Below are 20742 nucleotides of genomic sequence, written 5' to 3' on the forward strand. Positions count from 1 at the left end.
TCACGTGCGCGCTCGCTGGAACGGCGCGCTCGGAGACGACTCTCGATACAACTATAAGGCAAGAGAGTAAAGGTCTCACAGCTCTGGCTGACGGGACTTTGAAGGCCCTGCTGGAGACCCCGATCGACGCCCGGCTCGAGATGGGGAAGCCCATCGTGGAGTATTCCAAGGACTGGATTTCCCGTCAGCCCCGCGCGACCGGAGACGAGGAGTGGGCATGCCTCGCCGAAGCACTCTACTTTGAGGCGAGGGGCGAGACCGTGAAGGGCCAGTTCGCGGTGGCCGAGGTCATCATGAACCGCGTCGACAGCCCGGCCTTTCCCAATTCGGTCTGCGGCGTGATCCACCAGGGCACGGGCAAGCGCTATGCCTGCCAGTTCACCTACACCTGCGACGGCTACGAGGAAGTCATCCGCGAGCCGCGCGCCTACCAGCGTGTCGCCAAGGTGGCCGCGGCGATGGTCGCCGGTGCCCCGCGTGACCTGACCGATGGCGCCACCTACTACCACACCTCGCACGTCAAACCCCGCTGGGCCAGCCGCTTTGCCAAGACGGCCTCGATCGGCGTGCACCAGTTCTATCGCAAGCACACCCAGGTCACCTCGAACTGACCCCGGCCTGCCGCAATTCGCGGCTGGTCTGCCGCGGCCCGGCCTGATAGGTCGCTCGCAGGATGCGAAGCTGGCAGAAGACCGCAGGCGGGGCAGGCGATGAGCGACAGGATATCTCAGGCATTCGGACACCCGCTGGCGCGCGCCATCGCGCTCTCCGGTGAGGACCCGCTGGACCGGATCTCGCTCCGCGACCACGTCGCCGAGGTCGAGATCGGCGCATTCCAGTCCGAACGCGGCCACACCCAGCGTCTGCGCTTCAACATAGTGGTCGAGGTCGCGCGCAGCGACAGCGCGGCCGAGGACGATGTCGACCGCATCCTCTCATACGACACCCTGACCGAGGCCATCGCCGCCGAGCTGCATGCCGAGCGGCTGAACCTGCTCGAGACGCTGGCCGAACGGGTGGCGCTTCGCGTCCTGCATGAACCGCTTGCCGTAAGGGTATACGTCCGCATCGAAAAGCTGGACCGTGGCCCCGGTGCCCTCGGGGTCGAGATCGTGCGCTCGCGGGATGACGCACCGCTCGCGGCCGAGGCCCCGGCCGAGGCGCCGCAGCATCCCGTGGTCGTGCACCTCTCCGGCGCGGCGGTGCAGGCGGCAGAGTTGTCGGGCTGGCTCGACCGCTACGTGGCCGAACGGGTGCCGGTGATCCTGACCGTGGGCCTGCCCGACGGGCCCGTCCCGCAGAGCGCCGCCCGCCTGGCGCAGCGGCGGATCGACCTGCTGGCCATCGAACAGAACGCCTGGGTGCTGGCCGGCCGTGACGCGCGCTGCGTCGTGGTGAACACGCGGACCGAGCTCGACTGGGCGATGAAGCACGGCCAGATCTCGGTCTGGGCGCCGTCCAAGATCGTGCTCGACGCAGTCGAGGGGCCCGGCGTCGCGGTGCGCGACGGCCCGCGCCTGGCCGCCTGGTTCGCCGGGCTGATGGACGCCCGCGAACTGGTGGTGGTGGACGACACCGCGCCCGAGGCGACCGTGCCGGTGCGCGCGGTGGCCAGCGGGGACGGTCCATGACGCTGCTGCGCCCGCTGGGGATGACCTATCGCCCCCGGCCCGCCGACGCCCTGCCGCTGGCCGGCAGCCGCGCCGCGTGGTGGCATACGGCGCTGCAGGACGGTGCCGAGTGGGAGGCCGCGGCGCTTGACCCCGCGACCCGCGCCCGCCTGTCGGACCTGCGCCCGGCGATCTGCGGCCTGCGCCTCGACCGTCCGCTGGTGATGGGTATCCTGAACGTGACGCCCGACAGTTTCTCGGACGGGGGGCGGCATTTCAGCCTCGACGCCGCCGTGGCCCGGGCCCGGCAGATGGCCACCGAGGCCGAGATCATCGACATCGGCGGCGAAAGCACCCGGCCCGGTTCGCGCGAGGTGCCCGAGGACGAAGAGATCGCCCGCACCGCCCCGGTGATCCGTGCGATCCGCGCCGCGGGCATTGCCACCCCGATCTCGATCGACACCCGCAAGGCCCGAGTGGCCGCCGCCGCACTGGACGCGGGCGCCGACATGCTGAACGACGTGACCGCGATGCGGTTCGATCCCGACATGGCCCTCGTCGCCGCAGACCGGCAGGTGCCGATCTGCCTGATGCATTCCGTCGCCGACCCCGAAACCATGCAGCAGCACGCCCGCTATGACGACGTGGTGCGCGAGGTCCACGACCACCTGGCCGGGCGGATCGACGTCGCGCTGAGCGCCGGGATCGCGATGGCGAACATCATCGCCGACCCGGGCATCGGCTTCGGCAAGGTGAAGGACCACAACCTCGCGCTGCTCGATGACCTCGCGGCCTTTCACGGGCTGGGGGTGCCGCTGTTGCTCGGGGTGTCGCGGAAGCGTTTCATCGGCACCATCGGCAGGGCCGAGGTCGCGGCCGACCGGATGCCCGGATCGGTCGCTGTGGCCTTGCATGGCGCGACGCAGGGGGTACAAATCCTCCGGGTGCACGACACCGCCGAGACGCGGCAGGCGCTGCGGCTGTGGCAGGCCCTTGCGGGCGATGAGGAGAGCGAAGATGGCGCGTGAACTGTTCGGGACCGATGGCGTCCGGGGGCTGGCCAACACCCATCCGATGACCGCCGACATCGCGCTGCGCATCGGCGCCGCGGCAGGCCGCTATTTCCGCCGGGACCGCAGCCGTGCGCACCGCGTGGTGATCGGCAAGGACACCCGGCTCTCGGGCTACATGTTCGAGAACGCGCTGACCGCGGGCTTCACCTCGACCGGCATGAACGTCCTGCTGCTCGGTCCCGTGCCGACGCCGGCCGTCGGGCTCCTGACCGTGTCGATGCGCGCCGACGTGGGCGTGATGATCTCGGCCAGCCACAACCCGGCGCATGACAACGGGATCAAGTTCTTCGGCCCCGACGGCTTCAAGCTGTCCGACGCCGCCGAGGAGGAGATCGAGGCGATGGTTGCCGAGGGCGTGCAGCCCGCGCAGGCGCAGAACATCGGTCGGGCCAAGCGGATCGACGAGGGCCGCTTCCGCTACATGGAGCGGCTGAAGTCGACGATGCCTTACGGCATGCGCCTCGACGGGGTGAAGGTGGTGGTCGACTGCGCCAACGGCGCCGCCTACCGCACCGCGCCAGACCTGCTGTGGGAACTTGGCGCCGATGTGGTCCCGCTCGGCACGGCGCCGAACGGCATGAACATCAACGAACGCTGCGGGTCGACGCACCCCGAGGAAGCGGCCGCCGCCGTCGTGGCCCATGGTGCCGACCTCGGCATCTGCCTGGACGGCGATGCCGACCGGGTGATCCTGATCGACGAAACCGGCCGCGTGGCCGACGGCGACCAGGTGATGGCGCTGCTGGCCTCGCGCTGGTCGCAAGAGGGGCTGCTGAAGGGCGGGGCGCTGGTGGCGACGGTGATGTCGAACCTCGGCCTCGAACGGTTCCTGCGCGGTTACGGGCTGCGGCTGGAACGCACGGCAGTCGGCGACCGCTACGTGGTCGAGCGGATGCGGCAGGGCGGCTTCAACCTCGGCGGTGAGCAGTCGGGCCACATCGTGATGACCGATTTCGCCACCACCGGCGACGGGCTGATGGCGGCGCTGCAATTCATCGTGTCGATGGTCAAGAGCGGGCAGCCGGCCTCGACGCTCGCCGCGCAGTTCCAGCCGGTGCCCCAGATGCTCGAGAACGTGCGCTACGCCAGCGGGCAGGACCCGTTGGCGGCGGACCCGGTGCAGCAGGCGATTGCCGAGGGTGAGCGTCGGCTGGCGGCGAACGGGCGGCTGGTGATCCGCAAGTCGGGGACCGAGCCGCTGATCCGCGTGATGGCTGAGGCCGAGGACGAGGCGCTGATGCGCGACGTCGTCAAAGAGATTGCGGCGGCCGTGACGGCCGCCGCATCGTGATCTCAGGTCACCTTCGGGCGTAGGCGGAAGAGCTTCAGCTCTTCTTGCGGCGGAACGCGATGCCCGCGGCGCCCAGGCCCAGCAGCATCAGGCTGCCGGCCGCCGGCACCGGAATGCTGGCGAGGGTGAAGACGCGGACGTAGTCGCCCGGGCTCAGCGAGGCCCAGTCGAGCGTCAGGATGCTGCCGTCAACCGCGTCGATGGCCGCCTTGTCCGTCTTGCTTTCCAGGCCGCGGTAGGTCGGCGTGTTGTAGATCGTGCCCGCCGCACCGAACATCGCGTCGGTCGCGTTCAGCGACGCGTCCGAGGTCGCGACCCCGACGATCGTGCCCGAGAACGACACCCAGCCGGTCTGGGTCGACTTGGTCAGCGCGTCGAAGAACACGAAGTGGCTGTCGACGCGGGTGCCTGCGGTCAGGCCACCGATTTCGAGCGCCATGGCCGAGGTGACCAGCACGCCCTGCATCTCGTCGAAGGCGAGCAGGTCGGGCGAGTTGTGGTTGTTGTTACCAACCTCGACCGGCGCGGCAATCTTGGTGAAGACGCCCGATCCGGACGTCACCGAGCCGTCGACGACGGCTGCGGAAGCGGCACCACCCAGGAGAAGGGTTGCGGCGACCGCGGGGAGAAACATGTTTTTAAGCATTTTGCACCCGTAAGGTAAAAAATGAAGGACCTGAGACCAGATCTGTAGGATGAATACCTGCACTGTCTACCCGTTTCCGAAACAATCCGCAAGAATTTCGCCTGATTGTCATGTTGAGCCGCCTTTTGCATCATCGGGGCGCAACCTTGGCGTGTAATTCTTTGCCCCAGCGTCACAAATTCCGCAGTGCGGGACAGTATGGCGGCGGATCGGCGTTTCCGGCTCGGACGCGGCGCGTTCGATTCGCGCAGAGGTGGCATCGGCGAATGGGAAACGCCCCGCATTCCCCCTGAAATTCGCGCGGGACCGGCGGCTCTGCAATCAATATCTGCCTGCACCGCAGCAGAAAGGGCCCCCGGATCATCCGGAGGCCCCGAAACAGGCAGTGACCTGTCAGCCGAAACGGCTCAGTTCTTTTCCTTGTCGACCATCTTGCCGGCCGAGATCCAGGGCATCATCGCGCGCAGCTTGGCGCCGACTTCCTCGATCTGGTGGGCGTCGTTCATCCGGCGGGTGCCCTTGAAGAACGGCTGGCCGACGGCGTTTTCCTGCATGAAATCACGCACGAACTTGCCGGTCTGGATGTCCGTCAGGATCGCCTTCATCTCGGCCTTGGTGCGCTCGTAGGGCAGGACGCGCGGGCCCGAGACGTATTCGCCGTACTCGGCAGTGTTCGAGATCGAGTAGTTCATGTTCGCGATGCCGCCTTCGTAGATCAGGTCCACGATCAGCTTCACCTCGTGCAGGCATTCGAAATAGGCCATCTCGGGCGCATAGCCCGCCTCGACCAGGGTTTCGAAACCGGCGCGGATCAGTTCGACCAGGCCACCGCAGAGCACGGCCTGCTCACCGAAGAGGTCGGTTTCGCATTCCTCGCGGAAGTTGGTCTCGATGATGCCGGAGCGGCCGCCGCCGATGGCAGAGCAATAGGACAGGCCGATTTCCAGCGCGCGGCCGGAGGCGTCGTTGTTCACCGCCACCAGGCAGGGCACGCCGCCGCCCTTGGTGTATTCGCCGCGCACGGTGTGGCCCGGGCCCTTGGGCGCCATCATGATGACATCGACGCCGGCTTTCGGTTCGATCAGGCCGAAATGCACGTTCAGGCCATGAGCGAACGCGATCGCCGCGCCTTCACGCAGGTTGTCGTGGACATGCTTCTTGTAGGTCTCGGCCTGCAGTTCGTCGGGCATGGTGAACATGATCAGGTCGCACCAGGCCGCCGCCTCGGCGATGCCCATGACCTTGAGGCCCTCGGCCTCGGCCTTCTTGGCCGACGGCGAGCCTTCGCGCAGGGCGATGACGAGGTTCTTGGCGCCCGAATCCCGCAGGTTCAGCGCATGTGCGTGGCCCTGGGAGCCATAGCCCAGGATCGCCACCTTCATGTCCTTGATCAGGTTGATGTCGCAATCGCGATCGTAATAGACACGCATGTCCAGCTCCTTCCTTGTTATGGGGCGCAGCATAGGCGCGCGGCGCGAAAACGGGTTGCAAATCTTGAGGAATGCGCGCAAATCGCGACATTCCTATTCGCTGATGGATATCTGGACGCAAGATCAATGCTCGACGACACCGACCGCCGGATCCTGCGCCACCTGCAGGCCGATCCGACCGCGACCTCGGCCGACCTGGCCGAACGGGCCGGGTTGAACGCCGCCACCTGCTGGCGACGGCTCGAGAAGCTGCGCGAGGCGGGCGTGATCCGTGGCATCCGGTCCGAGATCGACTGGCGCGCTCTCGGCTACGAGGTCGAGGTCTCGTTGCGGCTCACGCTCGACAAGACCCAGCCGCGCGCCTTCGACGAATTCATCGCCGCGGCGCGCAAGGTGCCCGAGGTTCTGGAGATCCAGACATTCCTCGGCCAGGTGGACGTGCGCCTCGGACTGATCGCGCGGGACATGCTGCATTACAAGGACATCTATCGCGACCGCATCCTGACCCTGCCGCATATCGTGGACATCGAGGCCTTGATGCACATCGCCCGGCTCAAGGACGAGGAGGCACTGCCGATATGATCGCGCTCGACGACATCGACCGCCAGTTGCTGCGCCTGATGGCGGCGGATGCGACCGAGGGCGCGGGCGCGCTTGGCCGCAAGGTCGGCCTGTCGCAGCCAGCCACCTGGCGCCGGATGAAACGGCTGCAGGAGGCCGGGGCCATCCGCCGCCACCGCGCCGACCTGGACCTCGAGAAGCTGGGTTTCGGCGTCACGGTCTTTCTCGGCGTCAAGATCGCCACCCGCGGCCGCGTCAGCGTCGAGGATTTCGAGCGCGCGGTCTCGGCCATCCCCGAGGTGCAGAGTGTCGAGCATATCCTCGGCCTCTACGACTACCGCCTGCGCGTCACCGCCCGCGACATCGCGGATTTCGAACGCGTCTTGCGGCGGCGGGTGATGACCCTGCCGGGTGTCGCCAGCGTGGATGCCAACGTCCTTTTGTCCGAGGAACGTCTGCCGGGGCCCTTGGGCTAGGCCGCCGGGGGCTTTGCCCCCGGACCCCCAGGATACGGAACCAGGGGAAGGTGGGGCCGGTCGTCTTGGCGGCGTGTCCTCTGAAGGCGGGGTGCTCAGCCCCGCGCACCGAGGCCCATCTGCATCAGCATCCGCCGGACAGGGGCCGCGCCATAGAGCGTGGCCAGCCCCGCGGCGCGCAGGTCGCGCAGGGGCTGGGCGTGGACCTGGCTGGCGCGGTTCAGCATGTCGATGCCGGTCGCCCGGATCTCGACCTCGCGGTGCCGGGCGCGGTGGTAGGCGTCGAGCACCGGCGCCGCGCCGGGATCGTCGCGGGACGCCACGGCGAGGTCGCGCAGGGCCCGCAGGTCGCCCAGCGACATGTTCAGCCCCTGTGCCCCGATCGGCGGCACGACATGCGCGGCCTCGGCGATCAGCGCGACGCGCTGGCCCGCCATCCGCTCGGCCACCTGGGTGATGATCGGCCAGACCGCGCGCGGGGTTTCGAGTTTCAGCGGGCCGAAGAGGCCGCAGGACCGGTCGAGCAGCGCCGCCTCGAACTCGGCGACGCCGAGGGTCGAGAGGCGCAGCGCCTCGGCCCCGTCCTCCATCCAGACCACGGCCGAGGCCGGGCGGTCGTCGCGGTCGGGCAGCGGGACCAGCGTGAACGGCCCGCCGGAGCGGTGGATCTCGGTCGAGACGTTGTCGTGCGGGATCGGGTGGGTGACCGAAAAGGCCAGCGCCTTTTGACCGTAGCGGGTGACCTTCGCGTCGATCCCGGCGGCCGTCCGCATGGGCGATCCGCGCCCGTCGGCGGCGATGACCAGTTTCGTACACACCCGGCTGCCGTCCGTGAGCGTCACCCGTGCCTCGCGGTCTCGGGTGAAGAGGCCCGCAGTGCCGGTGCCGGGCCGGAACTCCACGCCCTCCAGCTGGCCGATCCGCGCGACCATCTCGCGCCGCAGCAGCCAGTTCGGCAGGTTCCACCCGAAGGGCAGATCGCCGATCTCATCCGAGGCGAAGTCGCGGACCTGCCGCGCGCCGCCGTCGCGACCGCCGGCATCGACGATCCGCATGATCCTGAGTGGCGCGGCATGAGGCTCAAGTGCCTGCCAGAGCCCGGCCTGGTCCAGCAGGTCGCGCGCGGGCTGCAGGAAGGCGGTGGTGCGCTGGTCGGCCCCTGCGGCCGCGGCATCGGTCACCGGCGGCGCGGGGTCGAGGCAGAGCACCCGGAACCCCTCGGTCCCCAGCAGGCAGGCCGCGGTCAGCCCGGCGACCCCGCCGCCCGAGATCACGATGTCGTAGTCGAACCCAAGTGCCATACCGCGCCTCCGTTCCGTTGGCCCGATCCTTAGTCGCCCTGGGTGATGAGCACCAGCACCCCGAACATGCAGGGCGTCAGGATCACGCCCGTCACGCCAAGCGCGGCGAGGCCCCAGGTCTTGACTGCCAGCACCAGCAGCGTCAGCAGGATGACGAGGAAATAGTAGATGTTGCCCTGGAAATCCCGGGCGAGGTCGCGGGCAAACCAGCCGACGATCGGCAGGCGGTAGAGCAGGCCCCGGGGCTGGGGCAGGGTGGCGGTGGCCATGGCGTGGTCCTTCGGTTGTCCTGTTCGCCCCGCATATGGTGTCGCCGGGCCACGGGCGCAGCGCGACACCTTGGCGCGGGGGTCAGATCAGCCGGGTCAGGAAGCCGCCCAGGTCGTCGGTGTGGTGATGCACGTGCGGCGCGGGGCTGGGCGCCTCGGCCACGTGCACGGTGCGCAGGCCCATCTCGTGCGGGGCGGCGAGGTTGCGGATGTCGTCCTCGAACATCGCGGCGCGGGCGGGGTCGAGGCCATCGAGGCCGAAGACGATGTCAAAGGCCTCGCGGTCGGGCTTGGGCTGGAAGTTGGCGTGTTCGACGCCGTAGACCGCGTCGAAGAGCCCGTCGAGCCCGCGCGCCGCGATCACCCGCTCGGCATAGGGCGCGCAGCCGTTCGTGTAGACGATCTTGCGGCCGGGCAGGGCGCGGATGCCGGCCGCGAGGCGGTCGTCGCGCTCGAGGTGGCTCATGTCGATCTCGTGCACCTCGGTCAGGTAGGGGCCGGGATCGACACCGTGCAGCCGCATCAGCCCGGCCAGCGTGGTGCCGTGCTCGCGCCAGTAGAGGCTGCGCAGGCGGTCGGCCTCGGCCCGGTCGACGCCGAGCGCGTTCATCACGTAGGCCGTCATCCGCACCTCGATCTGGTCGAAGAGGCGGGCCGACGGCGGGTAGAGCGTGTTGTCGAGGTCGAAGACCCAGGTCGTCACGTGCGAGAACCGGGGGGCGAGGTCGATGGAAAGCGGCGCGTTCGTCATGGCCGCAAGCTAGGCCCGCGCGCCCGGCGCCGCAAGCCGTGGCTGGACGCGGGGGGCGCGCTGCGGCTAGGGTCTTGCGATGATGGACGGAAGTGGACGACCCCGCGCGATGAAGACCCCGCCGAAGGATGCCTATTCGCTGATTCTCGACGCGATCGACGTGGGCGATTACCGCCCCGGCGACCGGCTGGTGGAAAGCGAGCTGGCCGACCGTTTCGGCGTATCGCGCACCCCGATCCGCGAGGCGCTGCAGCGGCTCGAGACGCAGTCGCTGCTGACCCGGGACGGCAGGTCGCTGATCGTGGCCTCGCTGGATCACAACCAGCTGGCCGAACTCTACGTCGTGCGTGCCGAGCTCGAGGCGCTTGCGGCCCGGATGGCGGCGCGGCACGCGACCGAGGAGGAGGTCCGCGTGCTGGGTGACATGGTGGCGGCCGACCGCGCGCTGCTGGGTGATCCGGCGGCCCTGTCGCGGGCGAACCGGCGGTTTCACAAACAGATCCACCTCGCCTCGCACAACCGTTTCCTGGTCCAGCAGCTCGACCTCGTGCACCGGTCGATGGCGCTGCTGGCGACGACCTCGCTGGCGGCCCGCGGCCGGGACGAGATCGCGCTGGCCGAACATGGCGCCATCGTCGACGCGATCCGCGACCGCGACGAGGAACGGGCCGGCCGGATGCTGCGCGATCACATCTCCCAGGCCTTCGTGACGCGCCTCAAGCTCGATTCAGGGGACGAGACCGCCATCTGACCGCCGCGCGGCCTTGCTGAGGCCGTGCCGCGTCTTGTCCCAGTAGAACGGCGCGACGACCAGTTCGTAGAGCGCCTTGTAGGCCGCGATCTGCGCCAGCGGGAAGTAGAGGATCATCGTCAGCGCCCAGGGCCTGAGGTGACGGTGCCCTGGCGCCCGTGTCCCGATCATGTGCAGCGCGAAATTCAGCAGCTCGGCCGCGACGAAGGTGGCTGCAAATCCGGTCAGCACCACGGGCGGCAGTTCGCCCTGCGCCGGGTGGCCGATCCCGAAGCTCAGCAGCCAGACCGACAGCAGCAGCGGGCCGAGCAGGAACTGCGCCAGGGCCGAGACGAAATGCGCCTGGAAACCTAGGAACCGCCGCGGGCCGAGGTCGCGCCAGAGCCGCAGGGGGCGGCGCATGTTGACGAGGTAGGTCACCATGTAGCCCTTGAGCCAGCGCGAGCGCTGCCGGATCCATGGCAGCACGTGGCAGTTCGCCTCTTCCGCAGTGGTGCTGACGATCACCCGCGTGTGCCAGCCGTGCCGCGCCAGCCGCAGCCCGAGGTCGGCATCCTCGGTCACGTTGTGGGCGTCCCAGGCGCCAACGGCCTCGAGCGCGTCGCGCCGGACGAAGAGCGTCGTGCCGCCAAGCGGGATCGCCAGGCCCAGCCGGGCCATGCCGGGCAGCAGGACGCGGAACCAGGTGTTGTACTCGATGGCGAAACAGCGCGAGAGCCAGTTCTGCCGCGCGTTATAGAAGTCGAGCCGCCCCTGAAGGCAGGCGACCTCAGGCGGGGCGGCGGCGAATTCGGCGGCGACCCGCAGAAGCTGGTCGGCCTCGGGCGCGTCCTCGGCGTCGTAGACCCCGATGATGTCGCCCCGGCAGAAGTCGAGCGCGTAGTTCATCGCCCGCGGCTTGGTCCGCGGCTTGCCATCCGGCACGCGGATCACCCGCATCCACGGGGGCAGGGCGGCGGCGGCGAGGGCGGCGGCGGTGGTGTCGTCCTTCTCTTCCAGCACCAGCAGCACCTCGAGCCGGCCGCGCGGGTAGTCGAGCGCGCGCAACCGTTCCACCAGCGCCCCGGCGATCCGCCGTTCCTTGTAGAGCGGCACGAGGATCGAGATGCGCGGCAGGTCGAGCGGGTCGGGCACGGGCGGGGGGGATGATCGCCCGCCCTGCGGTCGTGGCGCAGGGTGGCGGCACCGGCGGCGATCTTGAGGCACATGGCGATGGCGAGCGTGGCGGCCGCGACCGCCAGCAGCAGTGCCAGCAGCGCGCTTGGCGCGACGCTCAGCAGGACGGCGGTGCTGGCGCACCAGGCGGCCAGGAACCAGCGCAGTCGGCGCGAGGGCGTGTAGTCGCGAAAGCTGTGCTCAGGGCGCGGGCGGGCGGCCATAGCTTCGGTCAGCGCTGCGCGGTGCCGCGTGGCCACCGCGCCCTGCACCTCGTCCTGCGGGGCGAGAACGGCGGTGGCGGCGGCCATGTCCTGCGGCAGCAGGCGGTCCAGCGCGTGCGCGGTTTCGGGGCGGGCGGTGGCCATGATCAACTGGCCGCCGATCCGCCGCCACGGCACCATCGCGTGGCGCAGGCAGAGCTGCGGCGGAAGCAGGTCGTCCAGCTCGGCCGCCGGGGGCGTCAGGTCCAGGGACACCCGCTGCACGCCAAGCTGCTGCGCGGCGGTGTCGAGCATCCGCGCCTCGGACATCCGGCCGCTGGCGACCATCTCGTAGAGCGCGTCGGTCGAGAACGGGATGTGCAGGTCAGAAAAAGGGAACGCGGTCGGCGGCGTCTCGCGCAGCCCCGGCCCGAGATGCGGTTCGAGCGCGACGATCGGCGTGACCGTCCGCTCCTGCGCCGGCGGCGTGGACGCGGGCCGCCCCGCCGCGGGACTCCCCTGCGACCTCAAATCCGACATAATGCCCCCTTGCATATCAATGGGGCAGCATTCGCAGGAGTTGGTAAGGACCGGCTTAACAGGGTCTTAACAGACCGTTACCGGGCGGCCACGTGGTTAACGATCTCGTCGGGTCGATGCCGGCCCACCGGGCGCTCAGCCGATGGGCCAGACTTCGACAACGCCATACGCCACAGCACAGGGCACGCCTGAAACCTGTTCGATGGCGTGGTCAAGAGTCCGGGCCTCGATCACGGCAAATCCCGCGACGGGCAGGTCCGAGGACAGGTAGGCACCTTGGCGCGTCACGACCCCGGCGGCTTGCGGATTGCGGACCTGAACCGGGGCCCCGGCAACTCCGATCACTGCCCCCTCTGCGACCAGGCGCGCGTCTTCGCGATGCGCCGCGTCCCTGAGGTCCTGGGGCGTTCGGTCATAGCCCGCCCGGTCGCCGTAGCCGATGGCAAGAAACTTCGGCATCACGTACTCCTCTCGGTGTCGGCTCCTATCCGTTCCGCCATCCGCGCCTCGAATGCGGCTTGCAGTTGTTCGGATACCCGCTCTCCCACCCACGCGTTTGGCAGCTCGAGATGCCGCTCGCGCAGTTCATCCATGAAAGCGTCCTGCAGCTCACGGCCGCCCTCTTCGAGCAACTGGTTCCGAACCGCGAATGCGGGATCTGCCGCATAGAACTGTCGTCCCCACGCGCCGAGCGCGATCAGGGCAGGCAACAGGGCAATGGACTTTTCCGTAAGGCTGTAGACCGTGCGCTGCTTGTGATCGGGATCGGGCGCGGCAGTCAGGAACCCCTCTGCGACGAGGGTCCTCAGCCGGTTGCCGAGGATGTTCGTGGCGATCCCTTCCAGCGAATTGTTCAGCAGGTCGCGGTAGCTGCGATGATCGCCGAACATGATGTCCCGCAGCAGGATCATGCTCCACCTGTCGCCGATCGCTTCGGTCGCCAAGTTGATGGGGCAGCCTGATCTCTGGGTCATTCACGCTGGTCCAAACAGATTGCATCTTGCAATCAGTATGGTGAAATGCATTCTGATTGCAAGATGCAATTGGTTGTCCGAAAACGGGGAGGATACGCCGTGACTGACCTTGTTCTCACGACATTCGATTGGGTGCCGGAATTTCCCGGGGGTTTGTCAGGGATATCCGGATCAGGTGGGCCCTGGAGGAGGCCGGCGTGCCCTATCGGGTCGAGAGCGTGCCATTCGAGTCTCGCGGGGCAGAGCATTACCGGTGCCAGCCCTTCGGACAGGTGCCCTGGATCACGGACGGGGACCTTACGGTGTTCGAGAGTGGTGCGGCCCTGTTGCACGTCGCGGAACGGAGTGAGCAGCTCTTGCCGCGCGATCGGCGGGCGCGGGCAGATGTCGCCCAGTGGGTCTTCGCCGCCCTCAATTCGGTCGAGGCGGCCAGCCTTCCCTGGTTTGTTCTCAAGTTCGCTGGCGACGGCGAAGAGACGGCGGAGCGCAAGGCCATTGCGTCCTTTCTGACATCACGCCTGACGCATATGGAAGACGTCCTGTCAGGTCGGGACTGGCTCACCCCTCGATTTTCCGCCGCGGACATCGCCATGGCCGATGTCCTGCGCCTGATTGATCGCTTTGACGGGCTGGCGAGCTATCCGGCTTGCAAGGCGTACGTCACGCGCGCCGTGGAACGTCCGGCCTTCCGGACGGCGTACGAGGACCAGATGGCGCATTTTGCACGGGGCGGAGAGGGCGGCTGAAACGAAGGCACTCCCGACGGTCACGTCGAGAGTGCGTCGCGATCAGATTGTCAGGCCGCGTCCATCGAGGCGACGAAGCGCTCGAACAGGTAGAAGCTGTCCTGCGGGCCGGGGCTGGCCTCGGGGTGGTACTGCACCGAGAAGACCGGGCGGTCGGCCATGCGGATGCCGCAGTTCGACCCGTCGAAGAGCGAGACGTGGGTTTCGATCACGCCCTCGGGCAGGGTCTGGCTGTCGACCGCGAAGCCGTGGTTCATCGACGTGATCTCGACCTTGCCGGTCTCGAGGTCCTTCACCGGGTGGTTCGCGCCGTGGTGGCCGTGGTTCATCTTGACCGTGGTCGCGCCGAGCGCCAGCGCCAGCATCTGGTGCCCGAGGCAGATGCCAAAGACCGGCACGTTGCTCTTTTCCAGGACCTCGCGGATCATCGGCACGGCATAGGCGCCGGTGGCGGCCGGGTCGCCGGGGCCGTTCGAGAGGAAGACGCCGGCGGGATCGTGGGCCAGCACCTCTTCGGCGGTCGCGGTGGCGGGCAGCACGGTCACTTCGCACCCGGCCGAGGCCAGGCAGCGCAGGATGTTGCGTTTCGCGCCGTAGTCGAGGGCGACGACCTTGTGGCGCGCGTTCTCCTGCCGGGTGAAGCCCTCGGGCCAGGCCCACCTCATCTCGTCCCAGCGGTAGCTCTGCGGACAGGTTACGTCCTTGGCAAGGTCGCGGCCGACGAGGCCGGGGAAGGCGCGGGCCTTGGCGACCAGCGCCGCGATGTCGAAGTTGCCTTCGGGATCGTGGGCCAGCGCCGCGTGCGGGGCGCCCTGCTGGCGGATCGCGCGGGTCAGCCGGCGGGTATCGATGCCGCCGATTGCGATGCGTCCGCGCGAGGCCAGCCAGTCCGACAGCTCACCGGCGGCGCGCCAGTTCGACGGCTCGGTCGGGTCCCACTTGACCACCATGCCGTCGGCGACCGGTTCGGCGGTCTCGTCATCCTCGGGGTTCACGCCGACGTTGCCGACATGCGGGAAGGTGAAGGTGACGATCTGGCCGGCGTAGGACGGATCGGTCATGATTTCCTGGTAACCGGTCATCGCGGTGTTGAAGCAGAGCTCGGCCTGCGTTTCACCGGTGGCGCCGAAGCCATGTCCATAGAAGATGGTGCCATCGGCAAGGGCGAGGCAGGCGGTCGGTTTCTGTCCGTGAGAGAGCGGCATGGGGCGAGTCTTTCCGGCTGGCAAATTGGGCGGAACCTATGCAGCAGGGCCGGGGCGGTCAAGGGCGGAACCCCCACGGCAACGCTGCGTTGCGGCAAATCCATGCTGCCGTTGCGGGAACTGTTGTTTAGGCTCGTGCATTTCTGTAAAAAGGGCTCTTGTCACTCAGTCCAGGGGATGGGACGGAATGGAACTGCGCACTCGGGTCAACACGGCCCTCAAGGAAGCGATGAAGGAACGACAGGCGGCACGCCTTAGCACCCTTCGTCTGATCAATGCTGCGATCAAGGACAAGGACATCGAGGCCCGCGGCGAAGGCCGCGAAGAGGGCGTCGGCAACGACGAGGTGCTTGCGATCCTTGGCAAGATGGTCAAGCAGCGCCAGGAAAGCGCCCGCGCCTACGAGCAGGGCGGCCGGATCGACCTGGCCGAGGCGGAGCTGGCCGAGATCAAGGTGATCGAGGAATTCCTGCCGCGCCAGCTGAGCGAGAAGGAAGTCGAGAAGGCGGTGGACGACGCGATCTCGGAAACCGGCGCCAACTCGATCCGCGACATGGGCCGCGTCATGGGCGCGCTCAAGTCCAAGTACACCGGCCAGATGGACTTCGGCGCCGTCGGGCCGCAGATCAAGAAGCGGCTCTGCGCCGGCTGAGGCGCATCAGAGCTCGGCGCGGGCCGACATCGTCACGACGTTGTCTGCCCGGCGCCGCACCCTGAGGTCGAGGATGTCGTCCTCGCGCCGCGCCTCGACCTTCACGTCATACCCGACCGTCAGCGGCGACAGCCCGCGATAGCGGAAGAAACGCGCCTGCCGCCCGAGGATCTGCGCGGCGAGGTTCTGCATCCACACCGATTGCATCGGCCCGTGCACCACCAGGCCGTCGTAGCCTTCGACCGTGCGGGCATAATCGCCGTCATAGTGGATCCGGTGCCCGTTGAAGGTCAGCGCCGAGTACCGGAAGAGCATCACCGGGTCCGGGCTGACCGTCCAGCTTTCGATGACGTCCCAATCGGCGGCCTGCGGCGGTTCCGGCGCGGGGCGGTCGGGATCGGGATCGGCGCGATAGACCAGGTCTTGCCGCTCGCGGATGCGCACCGCGCCGTCGACGCTGTAGCTGTGATCGACCTCGACGAAGCCCAGGTCGCCCGACCGGCCCTGCTTGAACGTCACCTTCCGGATGACCGAGGACTTGTGCACCGTGTCCTCGACATGCAGGGGCGCGATCACCTCGATCTCGCCGCCCGCCCACATCCGGCGCGGCAGCGGCAGTTTCGGCAGGAAGATGCCCGGCTGCGGATGACCGTCGCGGCCGAGGTGCTCATAGTCCAGCGCCTCGGGCGAGAGGCACCAGTGAAACCCGGCCGGCACCTCGCCGGGGCCGAGCAGGCCGGGCAGGGTGGCACGGAATTCCCGCAGCATCCGGGGGGTGATGCGATCCTGGGCCTCGAATTCGCGCCCGATCCATTCCTCGTAGTCCGACATGCCGGTCCTCCCTCTTTCGGTCATCCATACCCGCCGGGCCGCCGCGCCGCCAGCCCGTTTCCCTTGCGACAATCCGCCGGGGCGAATCCGGTTTCGAGAATGAACGCTCTGGGCTAAACAATGGCTGACGCGCGCAAATCCTTAACGGAGGACCAGCCATGACGTTGAAACCCGCCTTTGCCCTCGCCGCCCTTGCCATGCTCGCCGCGCCCGCCTGGGCCGGGGACGCCGCCAAGGGCCAGAAGGAGTTCGGCAAGTGCCGCAGCTGCCACACGATCGCCAACGGCGACGAGGTGATCCAGAAGGGTGGCAAGACCGGGCCCAACCTCTTCGGCGTCGTGGGCCGGCAGGCCGGGACGGCCGATTTCAAGTACGGCGACGACATCGTCGCGGCGGGCGAGAACGGGCTGGTCTGGGACGAGGCGATGCTGGCCACCTACATGGAGGACCCGCGGGCCTTCCTGCAGGACTACCTCGACGACAAGGGCGCGAAATCCAAGATGACCTTCAAGATGCGCAAGGGGGCCGAGGATGTCGCGGCCTACCTCGCCACGCTCGGCGCGGGCGACAGCTGAGGGCCGTCAGGGCTGTTCCAGCAGCCGCAGCATGGCGCTTTCGCTTCGGCTCAGCCCCGCGCGGGGCCGGGCCAGGCGGGGCGCATCGCCGCTGCCCGCCAGCGCGATGATCCGGGGATGGACATAGCTGTTGCGCGCCACGGTCGGTGTGTTGGCCAGCCGGTCGGCCGCCGCTTCGGCCATCGCGGTGATCGAGCCTTCGGGGTTTTCGAGATGCGCCTCGAACGCGGCGAGGCTGCCGGACCAGGTGCGGAAGGTCTTGGCGGTGAAGCCGCCGTCGCCGCCGATCTCGGCCAGGTAGTCGTTTAGCGACCCCGATCCGACGCGGCGCGGGCTGCCGTCCTCGGCGATCCAGGTAAAGAGTTCGGCCCCAGGCAGGTCGCGCGCCGCCTGCAGAGCTTTCATCAGGCGTTTCGACCGGATCACCCGGCGTTCGCCCTTGCCGCCCTTGGCGACGTAGCTCAGCCGCAGCTCGCCGCCGTAGAGCCGCAGGTGGCGGCGGGTGAGGGTGGTCGCGCCATATGTCCCATTCTCTTCGGCATATTGCGGTGATCCGACGCGGATCGCGATCCGGTCGATCAGCATCAGCGCGGCGGCGTGGGCAAAGGCCTCTTCGCCCGGCGCGGTGTCGAGGTCACGGGCGATCGCTTCTCGGATGCCGGGCAGGGCAGCCCCGAAATCCGCCAGACGTTCGAACTTGACCGCCGATCGCGCCTCGGACCAGTCGGGGTGGTAGCGGTATTGCTTGCGCTGGCGGGCGTCGAGGCCGGTGGCCAACAGGTGGCCATTGGCCTTCGGCGACATCCAGACGTCCTCGTAGGCGGGCGGGACGGCCATGGCGCGCAGGCGGTCCCGTTCACGGCGGTCGTCGATGGTGGTGCCGTCGGGTGCGAGGTAGGTGAACCCGCGCCCGCACCGCCGCCGGGCGATCCCGGGGCGCGTGTCGGGATAGAAGACGAGGCCCATGGCTCAGACCCTCTCGACCTCCGAGGCAAGCTTGAGCACGCGGTGCCCGTTCTCCTGCTCGATCAGCAGGGCGGGGTCGGCTTCGCTGCCGTCGCGGGTGATCTCGGCCCCCTGCAGGGTGCGGGTGATCTTGTGGTCATAGCTGAACCGGACACGACCGGTGGCGGTGCCCTGTCCCCAGGGCCACTGGACTTGAACGTTCTGGCGCATGTCGTTCCTCCTTCACGCAAAGTAAGAACCGCGTGTGGGGCCTTGCGGTTCCTGCCACATCACCTCGTACACAGCGGCGGGTGCGACACATTTCCTTGATCTGCGTCAATTCAATCCATTGCGGGCTGCGGGGAGACCTTCTAAAACGCCCATAATTCGGTCCGGGCAACTCCTTCGTCCGTTCCGCGGAAAGACACCCAACAGGAGGCGAGCATGGCGGACGCAGCCATTGACGGCCACGATCACCATGACGAACGCGGGTTCTTCACCCGCTGGTTCATGTCGACCAACCACAAGGACATCGGGATCCTCTACCTCGTCGTTTCGGCGTGCGTAGGCCTGATTTCTGTCCTTTTCACCGTGTACATGCGGCTGGAGCTTATGCATCCCGGCGTGCAGTACATGTGCCTTGAAGGCGCGCGTTTCTTTGCCTCGGACGCGCCCTGCAGCCCGAACGGCCACCTCTGGAACGTGATGATCACGTACCACGGCGTCCTGATGATGTTCTTCGTCGTCATCCCGGCGCTCTTCGGCGGCTTCGGCAACTACTTCATGCCGCTGCAGATCGGTGCACCGGACATGGCCTTCCCGCGGATGAACAACCTGTCCTTCTGGCTCTACTGCACCGGCACCCTGCTGGGCGTGAGCTCGCTGCTCGCCCCGGGTGGTGACGGCCAGCTGGGCTCGGGCGTGGGCTGGGTGCTCTACCCGCCGCTCTCGACCACCGAAGGCGGCATGTCGATGGACCTCGCGATCTTCGCGGTCCACGTCTCGGGTGCCTCGTCGATCCTCGGCGCGATCAACATGATCACCACCTTCCTGAACATGCGCGCCCCTGGCATGACGCTGTTCAAGGTGCCGCTGTTCTCGTGGTCGATCTTCGTGACCGCATGGCTCATCCTGCTGGCCCTGCCGGTCCTCGCGGGTGCGATCACCATGCTGCTGACCGACCGCAACTTCGGGACGACCTTCTTCGACCCGGCCGGTGGCGGTGACCCGATCCTCTATCAGCACATCCTGTGGTTCTTCGGCCACCCTGAAGTGTACATCATCATCCTGCCCGGCTTCGGCATCATCTCTCACGTGATCGCCACCTTCAGCCACAAGCCGATCTTCGGCTACCTGCCGATGGTGCTCGCTATCATCGCGATCGGCCTGCTGGGCTTCGTCGTCTGGGCGCACCACATGTACACCGTGGGCATGTCGCTGACGCAGCAGTCCTACTTCATGCTGGCGACCATGGTGATCGCGGTTCCGACCGGCGTGAAGGTGTTCAGCTGGATCGCCACGATGTGGAGCGGTTCGGTCGAGTTCAAGACCCCGATGCTCTGGGCCTTCGGCTTCCTGTTCCTGTTCACCGTCGGCGGCGTGACCGGCGTGGTGCTGTCGCAGGCCGCCGTGGACCGTGCCTACCACGACACCTACTACGTGGTCGCGCACTTCCACTACGTGATGTCGCTGGGTGCGGTGTTCGCCATCTTCGCCGGGATCTACTTCTACTTCGGCAAGATGACCGGTCGCCAGTACCCGGAATGGGCGGGCAAGCTGCACTTCTGGGCGATGTTCATCGGTGCGAACCTGACCTTCTTCCCGCAGCACTTCCTGGGCCGCCAGGGGATGCCCCGCCGCTACATCGACTACCCGGACGCCTTCGCGACCTGGAACCTCGTCTCCTCGATCGGCGCGTTCGTCTCCTTCGCCTCGTTCGTCTTCTTCTTCGGCGTGATGATCTATTCGCTGCGGAAGGGCGCCAAGGTCACGGAAGCGAACTACTGGAACGAATACGCGGACACGCTCGAGTGGACGCTGCCGTCCCCGCCGCCGGAGCACACCTTCGAGATCCTTCCGAAGCGGGAGGATTGGGACAAGGGCCACGCGCACTGAGCGGGGCCTGACCCGAAGCAGACAAAGGGCCCCGGCGCAGACGTGCCGGGGCCCTTTCCTTTGGCCCGAGGCCCGGAGACGACACGATGACAGCCCCCTGCACAAGCCCGGCGACCCGCCCCCATGCCCTATGAGTGGAGCGAGACCCGCCGCCACCTGACCCTCTGGCCGCACCGGTCGCTGCCGCGGGGCGGGTTCGTCGTGGTGATCGCGGTGACCTTCGTGCTGATCATGATCCCGCTCTTTGCCGTTCTGGGGACGATGCTGCTCTGGGGGCTGCTGCCGTTCGGACTGGGGGCGGTGGCGGCGCTCTGGTACGGGCTGCGGCTGAGCTACCGCTCGGGCGAGATCGTCGAGACGCTCGAGATCACGCCCGAGACCACCGCCCTGCGGCGCCGGAACCCCGACGGGAGCGAGCAGGGCTGGGACTGCAACACCTACTGGGCACGGGCCGAGATGCATCGGACCGGCGGGCCGGTGCCCTGGTACGTGACGCTCACCGGGAACGGCCGCACGGTCGAGATCGGGTCGTTCCTGTCCGAGGACGAGCGCCGCGCGCTCTACGGAGAGCTGGCGTCGGAGCTGGCGGCGCAGCGGGCCACGGACGGGGGCGGGGCGGCGACGTAAGGCGCGCCAGGCTGC

The 20742-nt window shown here is 68.0% G+C and carries 24 protein-coding genes and 1 pseudogene; 12 read left to right on the forward strand and 13 right to left on the reverse strand.

The genetic code is table 11. The features are described from left to right. Positions 1-98: 98 nt before the first annotated feature. The 4 genes from ACE2AC_RS01985 to glmM all read left to right on the forward strand — a co-directional run bounded on the left by ACE2AC_RS01985 (position 99) and on the right by glmM (position 3974). A complete protein-coding gene (locus ACE2AC_RS01985; RefSeq protein ID WP_375690458.1) occupies positions 99-611 on the forward strand; it encodes a cell wall hydrolase in 513 nt (170 codons plus the stop codon). 99 nt (positions 612-710) lie between these two features. Beyond that, the gene (locus ACE2AC_RS01990) at positions 711-1631 is read left to right on the forward strand and encodes a dihydroneopterin aldolase (RefSeq protein ID WP_375690459.1); all 921 of its coding nucleotides are present in this window, start codon (positions 711-713) and stop codon (positions 1629-1631) included. Then, positions 1628-2638, forward strand: a complete 1011-nt coding sequence (gene folP, locus ACE2AC_RS01995) for a dihydropteroate synthase (RefSeq protein ID WP_375690460.1) — start codon at positions 1628-1630, stop codon at positions 2636-2638. The genes ACE2AC_RS01990 and folP overlap by 4 nt, the downstream gene beginning before the upstream one ends. Then, a complete protein-coding gene (glmM, locus tag ACE2AC_RS02000; RefSeq protein WP_375690461.1) occupies positions 2628-3974 on the forward strand; it encodes a phosphoglucosamine mutase in 1347 nt (448 codons plus the stop codon). Before folP ends, glmM begins: the two co-directional genes overlap by 11 nt. Positions 3975-4008: 34 nt before the next feature. On the opposite strand, the gene ACE2AC_RS02005 is transcribed toward glmM, so the two are convergent. Both ACE2AC_RS02005 and ilvC read right to left on the reverse strand, forming a co-directional pair. Then, positions 4009-4608 carry a PEP-CTERM sorting domain-containing protein gene (locus ACE2AC_RS02005; protein ID WP_375690462.1) on the reverse strand — a complete coding sequence of 200 codons (600 nt, stop codon included), beginning with the start codon at positions 4606-4608 and terminating at the stop codon, positions 4009-4011. A 419-nt stretch (positions 4609-5027) separates the two neighbouring features. Continuing rightward, positions 5028-6050 (reverse strand): ketol-acid reductoisomerase, encoded by a 1023-nt coding sequence (ilvC, locus tag ACE2AC_RS02010; RefSeq protein ID WP_375690463.1) that lies wholly within the window; start codon positions 6048-6050, stop codon positions 5028-5030. Positions 6051-6176: 126 nt separating this feature from the next. On the opposite strand from ilvC, the gene ACE2AC_RS02015 reads away from it, so the two are divergent. Next, positions 6177-6632: an Lrp/AsnC family transcriptional regulator gene (locus tag ACE2AC_RS02015; protein WP_375690464.1), complete on the forward strand. Its 456-nt coding sequence runs from the start codon at positions 6177-6179 to the stop codon at positions 6630-6632. After that, on the forward strand, positions 6629-7087 hold the full coding sequence (locus ACE2AC_RS02020; RefSeq protein ID WP_375690465.1) for an Lrp/AsnC family transcriptional regulator: 459 nt from the start codon (positions 6629-6631) through the stop codon (positions 7085-7087). The genes ACE2AC_RS02015 and ACE2AC_RS02020 overlap by 4 nt, the downstream gene beginning before the upstream one ends. Before the next feature lie 95 nt (positions 7088-7182). Here the strand turns inward: ACE2AC_RS02020 and ACE2AC_RS02025 are convergent, their stop codons facing one another. From ACE2AC_RS02025 to ACE2AC_RS02035, 3 genes are all read right to left on the reverse strand, one after another. Next, entirely contained in the window at positions 7183-8388 is a 1206-nt protein-coding gene (locus ACE2AC_RS02025) for a UbiH/UbiF family hydroxylase (RefSeq protein ID WP_375690466.1), read from the reverse strand. A 29-nt stretch (positions 8389-8417) separates the two neighbouring features. Further along, complete coding sequence (locus tag ACE2AC_RS02030) at positions 8418-8657, reverse strand: hypothetical protein (RefSeq protein WP_375690467.1); 240 nt, start codon at positions 8655-8657, stop codon at positions 8418-8420. A gap of 82 nt (positions 8658-8739) precedes the next feature. Further along, the gene (locus ACE2AC_RS02035) at positions 8740-9408 is read right to left on the reverse strand and encodes a pyrimidine 5'-nucleotidase (protein ID WP_375690468.1); all 669 of its coding nucleotides are present in this window, start codon (positions 9406-9408) and stop codon (positions 8740-8742) included. A gap of 109 nt (positions 9409-9517) precedes the next feature. Here ACE2AC_RS02035 and ACE2AC_RS02040 point away from each other — a divergent pair, with 109 nt between their 5' ends. Continuing rightward, positions 9518-10159 (forward strand): GntR family transcriptional regulator, encoded by a 642-nt coding sequence (locus tag ACE2AC_RS02040; protein ID WP_375690469.1) that lies wholly within the window; start codon positions 9518-9520, stop codon positions 10157-10159. Here the strand turns inward: ACE2AC_RS02040 and ACE2AC_RS02045 are convergent. The 4 genes and pseudogenes from ACE2AC_RS02045 to ACE2AC_RS02060 form a co-directional block, all read right to left on the reverse strand. Next, positions 10136-11293 carry a glycosyltransferase gene (locus tag ACE2AC_RS02045; RefSeq protein WP_375690470.1) on the reverse strand — a complete coding sequence of 386 codons (1158 nt, stop codon included), beginning with the start codon at positions 11291-11293 and terminating at the stop codon, positions 10136-10138. The two genes, ACE2AC_RS02040 and ACE2AC_RS02045, sit on opposite strands and share 24 nt — an antisense overlap. Before the next feature lie 338 nt (positions 11294-11631). Further along, positions 11632-12072: pseudogene (locus ACE2AC_RS02050) on the reverse strand (hypothetical protein); the annotation flags it as partial. A 120-nt stretch (positions 12073-12192) separates the two neighbouring features. Further along, positions 12193-12516 (reverse strand): hypothetical protein, encoded by a 324-nt coding sequence (locus ACE2AC_RS02055; protein WP_375690471.1) that lies wholly within the window; start codon positions 12514-12516, stop codon positions 12193-12195. Then, positions 12516-13031 carry a winged helix-turn-helix transcriptional regulator gene (locus ACE2AC_RS02060; protein ID WP_375690472.1) on the reverse strand — a complete coding sequence of 172 codons (516 nt, stop codon included), beginning with the start codon at positions 13029-13031 and terminating at the stop codon, positions 12516-12518. The genes ACE2AC_RS02055 and ACE2AC_RS02060 overlap by 1 nt, the downstream gene beginning before the upstream one ends. A gap of 197 nt (positions 13032-13228) precedes the next feature. On the opposite strand from ACE2AC_RS02060, the gene ACE2AC_RS02065 reads away from it, so the two are divergent. Further along, positions 13229-13777 carry a glutathione S-transferase family protein gene (locus ACE2AC_RS02065; protein ID WP_375690473.1) on the forward strand — a complete coding sequence of 183 codons (549 nt, stop codon included), beginning with the start codon at positions 13229-13231 and terminating at the stop codon, positions 13775-13777. A 50-nt stretch (positions 13778-13827) separates the two neighbouring features. Here ACE2AC_RS02065 and carA read toward each other — a convergent pair whose 3' ends face one another. Beyond that, complete coding sequence (carA, locus tag ACE2AC_RS02070) at positions 13828-14982, reverse strand: glutamine-hydrolyzing carbamoyl-phosphate synthase small subunit (protein WP_375690474.1); 1155 nt, start codon at positions 14980-14982, stop codon at positions 13828-13830. A 187-nt stretch (positions 14983-15169) separates the two neighbouring features. Here carA and ACE2AC_RS02075 point away from each other — a divergent pair, with 187 nt between their 5' ends. After that, positions 15170-15634, forward strand: coding sequence for a GatB/YqeY domain-containing protein (locus ACE2AC_RS02075; RefSeq protein ID WP_375690475.1), 465 nt, complete (start codon positions 15170-15172; stop codon positions 15632-15634). 6 nt (positions 15635-15640) lie between these two features. Here the strand turns inward: ACE2AC_RS02075 and ACE2AC_RS02080 are convergent, their stop codons facing one another. Next, positions 15641-16465 carry a MaoC family dehydratase N-terminal domain-containing protein gene (locus ACE2AC_RS02080; protein WP_375690476.1) on the reverse strand — a complete coding sequence of 275 codons (825 nt, stop codon included), beginning with the start codon at positions 16463-16465 and terminating at the stop codon, positions 15641-15643. 158 nt (positions 16466-16623) lie between these two features. Between ACE2AC_RS02080 and ACE2AC_RS02085 the strand changes: the two genes are divergently transcribed. After that, complete coding sequence (locus ACE2AC_RS02085; protein ID WP_375690477.1) at positions 16624-17040, forward strand: c-type cytochrome; 417 nt, start codon at positions 16624-16626, stop codon at positions 17038-17040. Between the two features lie 6 nt (positions 17041-17046). On the opposite strand, the gene ACE2AC_RS02090 is transcribed toward ACE2AC_RS02085, so the two are convergent. Together ACE2AC_RS02090 and ACE2AC_RS02095 are read right to left on the reverse strand one after the other, a co-directional pair. Further along, on the reverse strand, positions 17047-18006 hold the full coding sequence (locus tag ACE2AC_RS02090) for a DNA topoisomerase IB (protein WP_375690478.1): 960 nt from the start codon (positions 18004-18006) through the stop codon (positions 17047-17049). Between the two features lie 3 nt (positions 18007-18009). Then, a complete protein-coding gene (locus tag ACE2AC_RS02095; protein ID WP_375690479.1) occupies positions 18010-18216 on the reverse strand; it encodes a DUF2945 domain-containing protein in 207 nt (68 codons plus the stop codon). Positions 18217-18429: 213 nt separating this feature from the next. On the opposite strand from ACE2AC_RS02095, the gene ctaD reads away from it, so the two are divergent. Together ctaD and ACE2AC_RS02105 are read left to right on the forward strand one after the other, a co-directional pair. Further along, a complete protein-coding gene (gene ctaD / locus ACE2AC_RS02100) occupies positions 18430-20100 on the forward strand; it encodes a cytochrome c oxidase subunit I (protein WP_375690480.1) in 1671 nt (556 codons plus the stop codon). A 123-nt stretch (positions 20101-20223) separates the two neighbouring features. Further along, the gene (locus tag ACE2AC_RS02105) at positions 20224-20727 is read left to right on the forward strand and encodes a DUF2244 domain-containing protein (RefSeq protein ID WP_375690481.1); all 504 of its coding nucleotides are present in this window, start codon (positions 20224-20226) and stop codon (positions 20725-20727) included. The last annotated feature ends 15 nt before the right edge of the window (positions 20728-20742 follow it).

Origin of the sequence: Pseudooceanicola sp. LIPI14-2-Ac024, assembly GCF_042188925.1 — a bacterium.
GTDB lineage: Bacteria > Pseudomonadota > Alphaproteobacteria > Rhodobacterales > Rhodobacteraceae > Pseudooceanicola.

Coding starts and splice junctions, on each gene's coding strand:
- ACE2AC_RS01990 (WP_375690459.1), top strand. CDS start 711: ATGAGCGACAGGATATCTCAGGCATTCGGACACCCGCTGGCGCGCGCC.
- folP (WP_375690460.1), top strand. CDS start 1,628: ATGACGCTGCTGCGCCCGCTGGGGATGACCTATCGCCCCCGGCCCGCC.
- glmM (WP_375690461.1), top strand. CDS start 2,628: ATGGCGCGTGAACTGTTCGGGACCGATGGCGTCCGGGGGCTGGCCAAC.
- ACE2AC_RS02005 (WP_375690462.1), bottom strand. CDS start 4,608: ATGTTTCTCCCCGCGGTCGCCGCAACCCTTCTCCTGGGTGGTGCCGCT.
- ilvC (WP_375690463.1), bottom strand. CDS start 6,050: ATGCGTGTCTATTACGATCGCGATTGCGACATCAACCTGATCAAGGAC.
- ACE2AC_RS02015 (WP_375690464.1), top strand. CDS start 6,177: ATGCTCGACGACACCGACCGCCGGATCCTGCGCCACCTGCAGGCCGAT.
- ACE2AC_RS02020 (WP_375690465.1), top strand. CDS start 6,629: ATGATCGCGCTCGACGACATCGACCGCCAGTTGCTGCGCCTGATGGCG.
- ACE2AC_RS02025 (WP_375690466.1), bottom strand. CDS start 8,388: ATGGCACTTGGGTTCGACTACGACATCGTGATCTCGGGCGGCGGGGTC.
- ACE2AC_RS02030 (WP_375690467.1), bottom strand. CDS start 8,657: ATGGCCACCGCCACCCTGCCCCAGCCCCGGGGCCTGCTCTACCGCCTG.
- ACE2AC_RS02035 (WP_375690468.1), bottom strand. CDS start 9,408: ATGACGAACGCGCCGCTTTCCATCGACCTCGCCCCCCGGTTCTCGCAC.
- ACE2AC_RS02040 (WP_375690469.1), top strand. CDS start 9,518: ATGAAGACCCCGCCGAAGGATGCCTATTCGCTGATTCTCGACGCGATC.
- ACE2AC_RS02055 (WP_375690471.1), bottom strand. CDS start 12,516: ATGCCGAAGTTTCTTGCCATCGGCTACGGCGACCGGGCGGGCTATGAC.
- ACE2AC_RS02060 (WP_375690472.1), bottom strand. CDS start 13,031: ATGACCCAGAGATCAGGCTGCCCCATCAACTTGGCGACCGAAGCGATC.
- carA (WP_375690474.1), bottom strand. CDS start 14,982: ATGCCGCTCTCTCACGGACAGAAACCGACCGCCTGCCTCGCCCTTGCC.
- ACE2AC_RS02075 (WP_375690475.1), top strand. CDS start 15,170: ATGGAACTGCGCACTCGGGTCAACACGGCCCTCAAGGAAGCGATGAAG.
- ACE2AC_RS02080 (WP_375690476.1), bottom strand. CDS start 16,465: ATGTCGGACTACGAGGAATGGATCGGGCGCGAATTCGAGGCCCAGGAT.
- ACE2AC_RS02085 (WP_375690477.1), top strand. CDS start 16,624: ATGACGTTGAAACCCGCCTTTGCCCTCGCCGCCCTTGCCATGCTCGCC.
- ACE2AC_RS02090 (WP_375690478.1), bottom strand. CDS start 18,006: ATGGGCCTCGTCTTCTATCCCGACACGCGCCCCGGGATCGCCCGGCGG.
- ACE2AC_RS02095 (WP_375690479.1), bottom strand. CDS start 18,216: ATGCGCCAGAACGTTCAAGTCCAGTGGCCCTGGGGACAGGGCACCGCC.
- ctaD (WP_375690480.1), top strand. CDS start 18,430: ATGGCGGACGCAGCCATTGACGGCCACGATCACCATGACGAACGCGGG.
- ACE2AC_RS02105 (WP_375690481.1), top strand. CDS start 20,224: ATGCCCTATGAGTGGAGCGAGACCCGCCGCCACCTGACCCTCTGGCCG.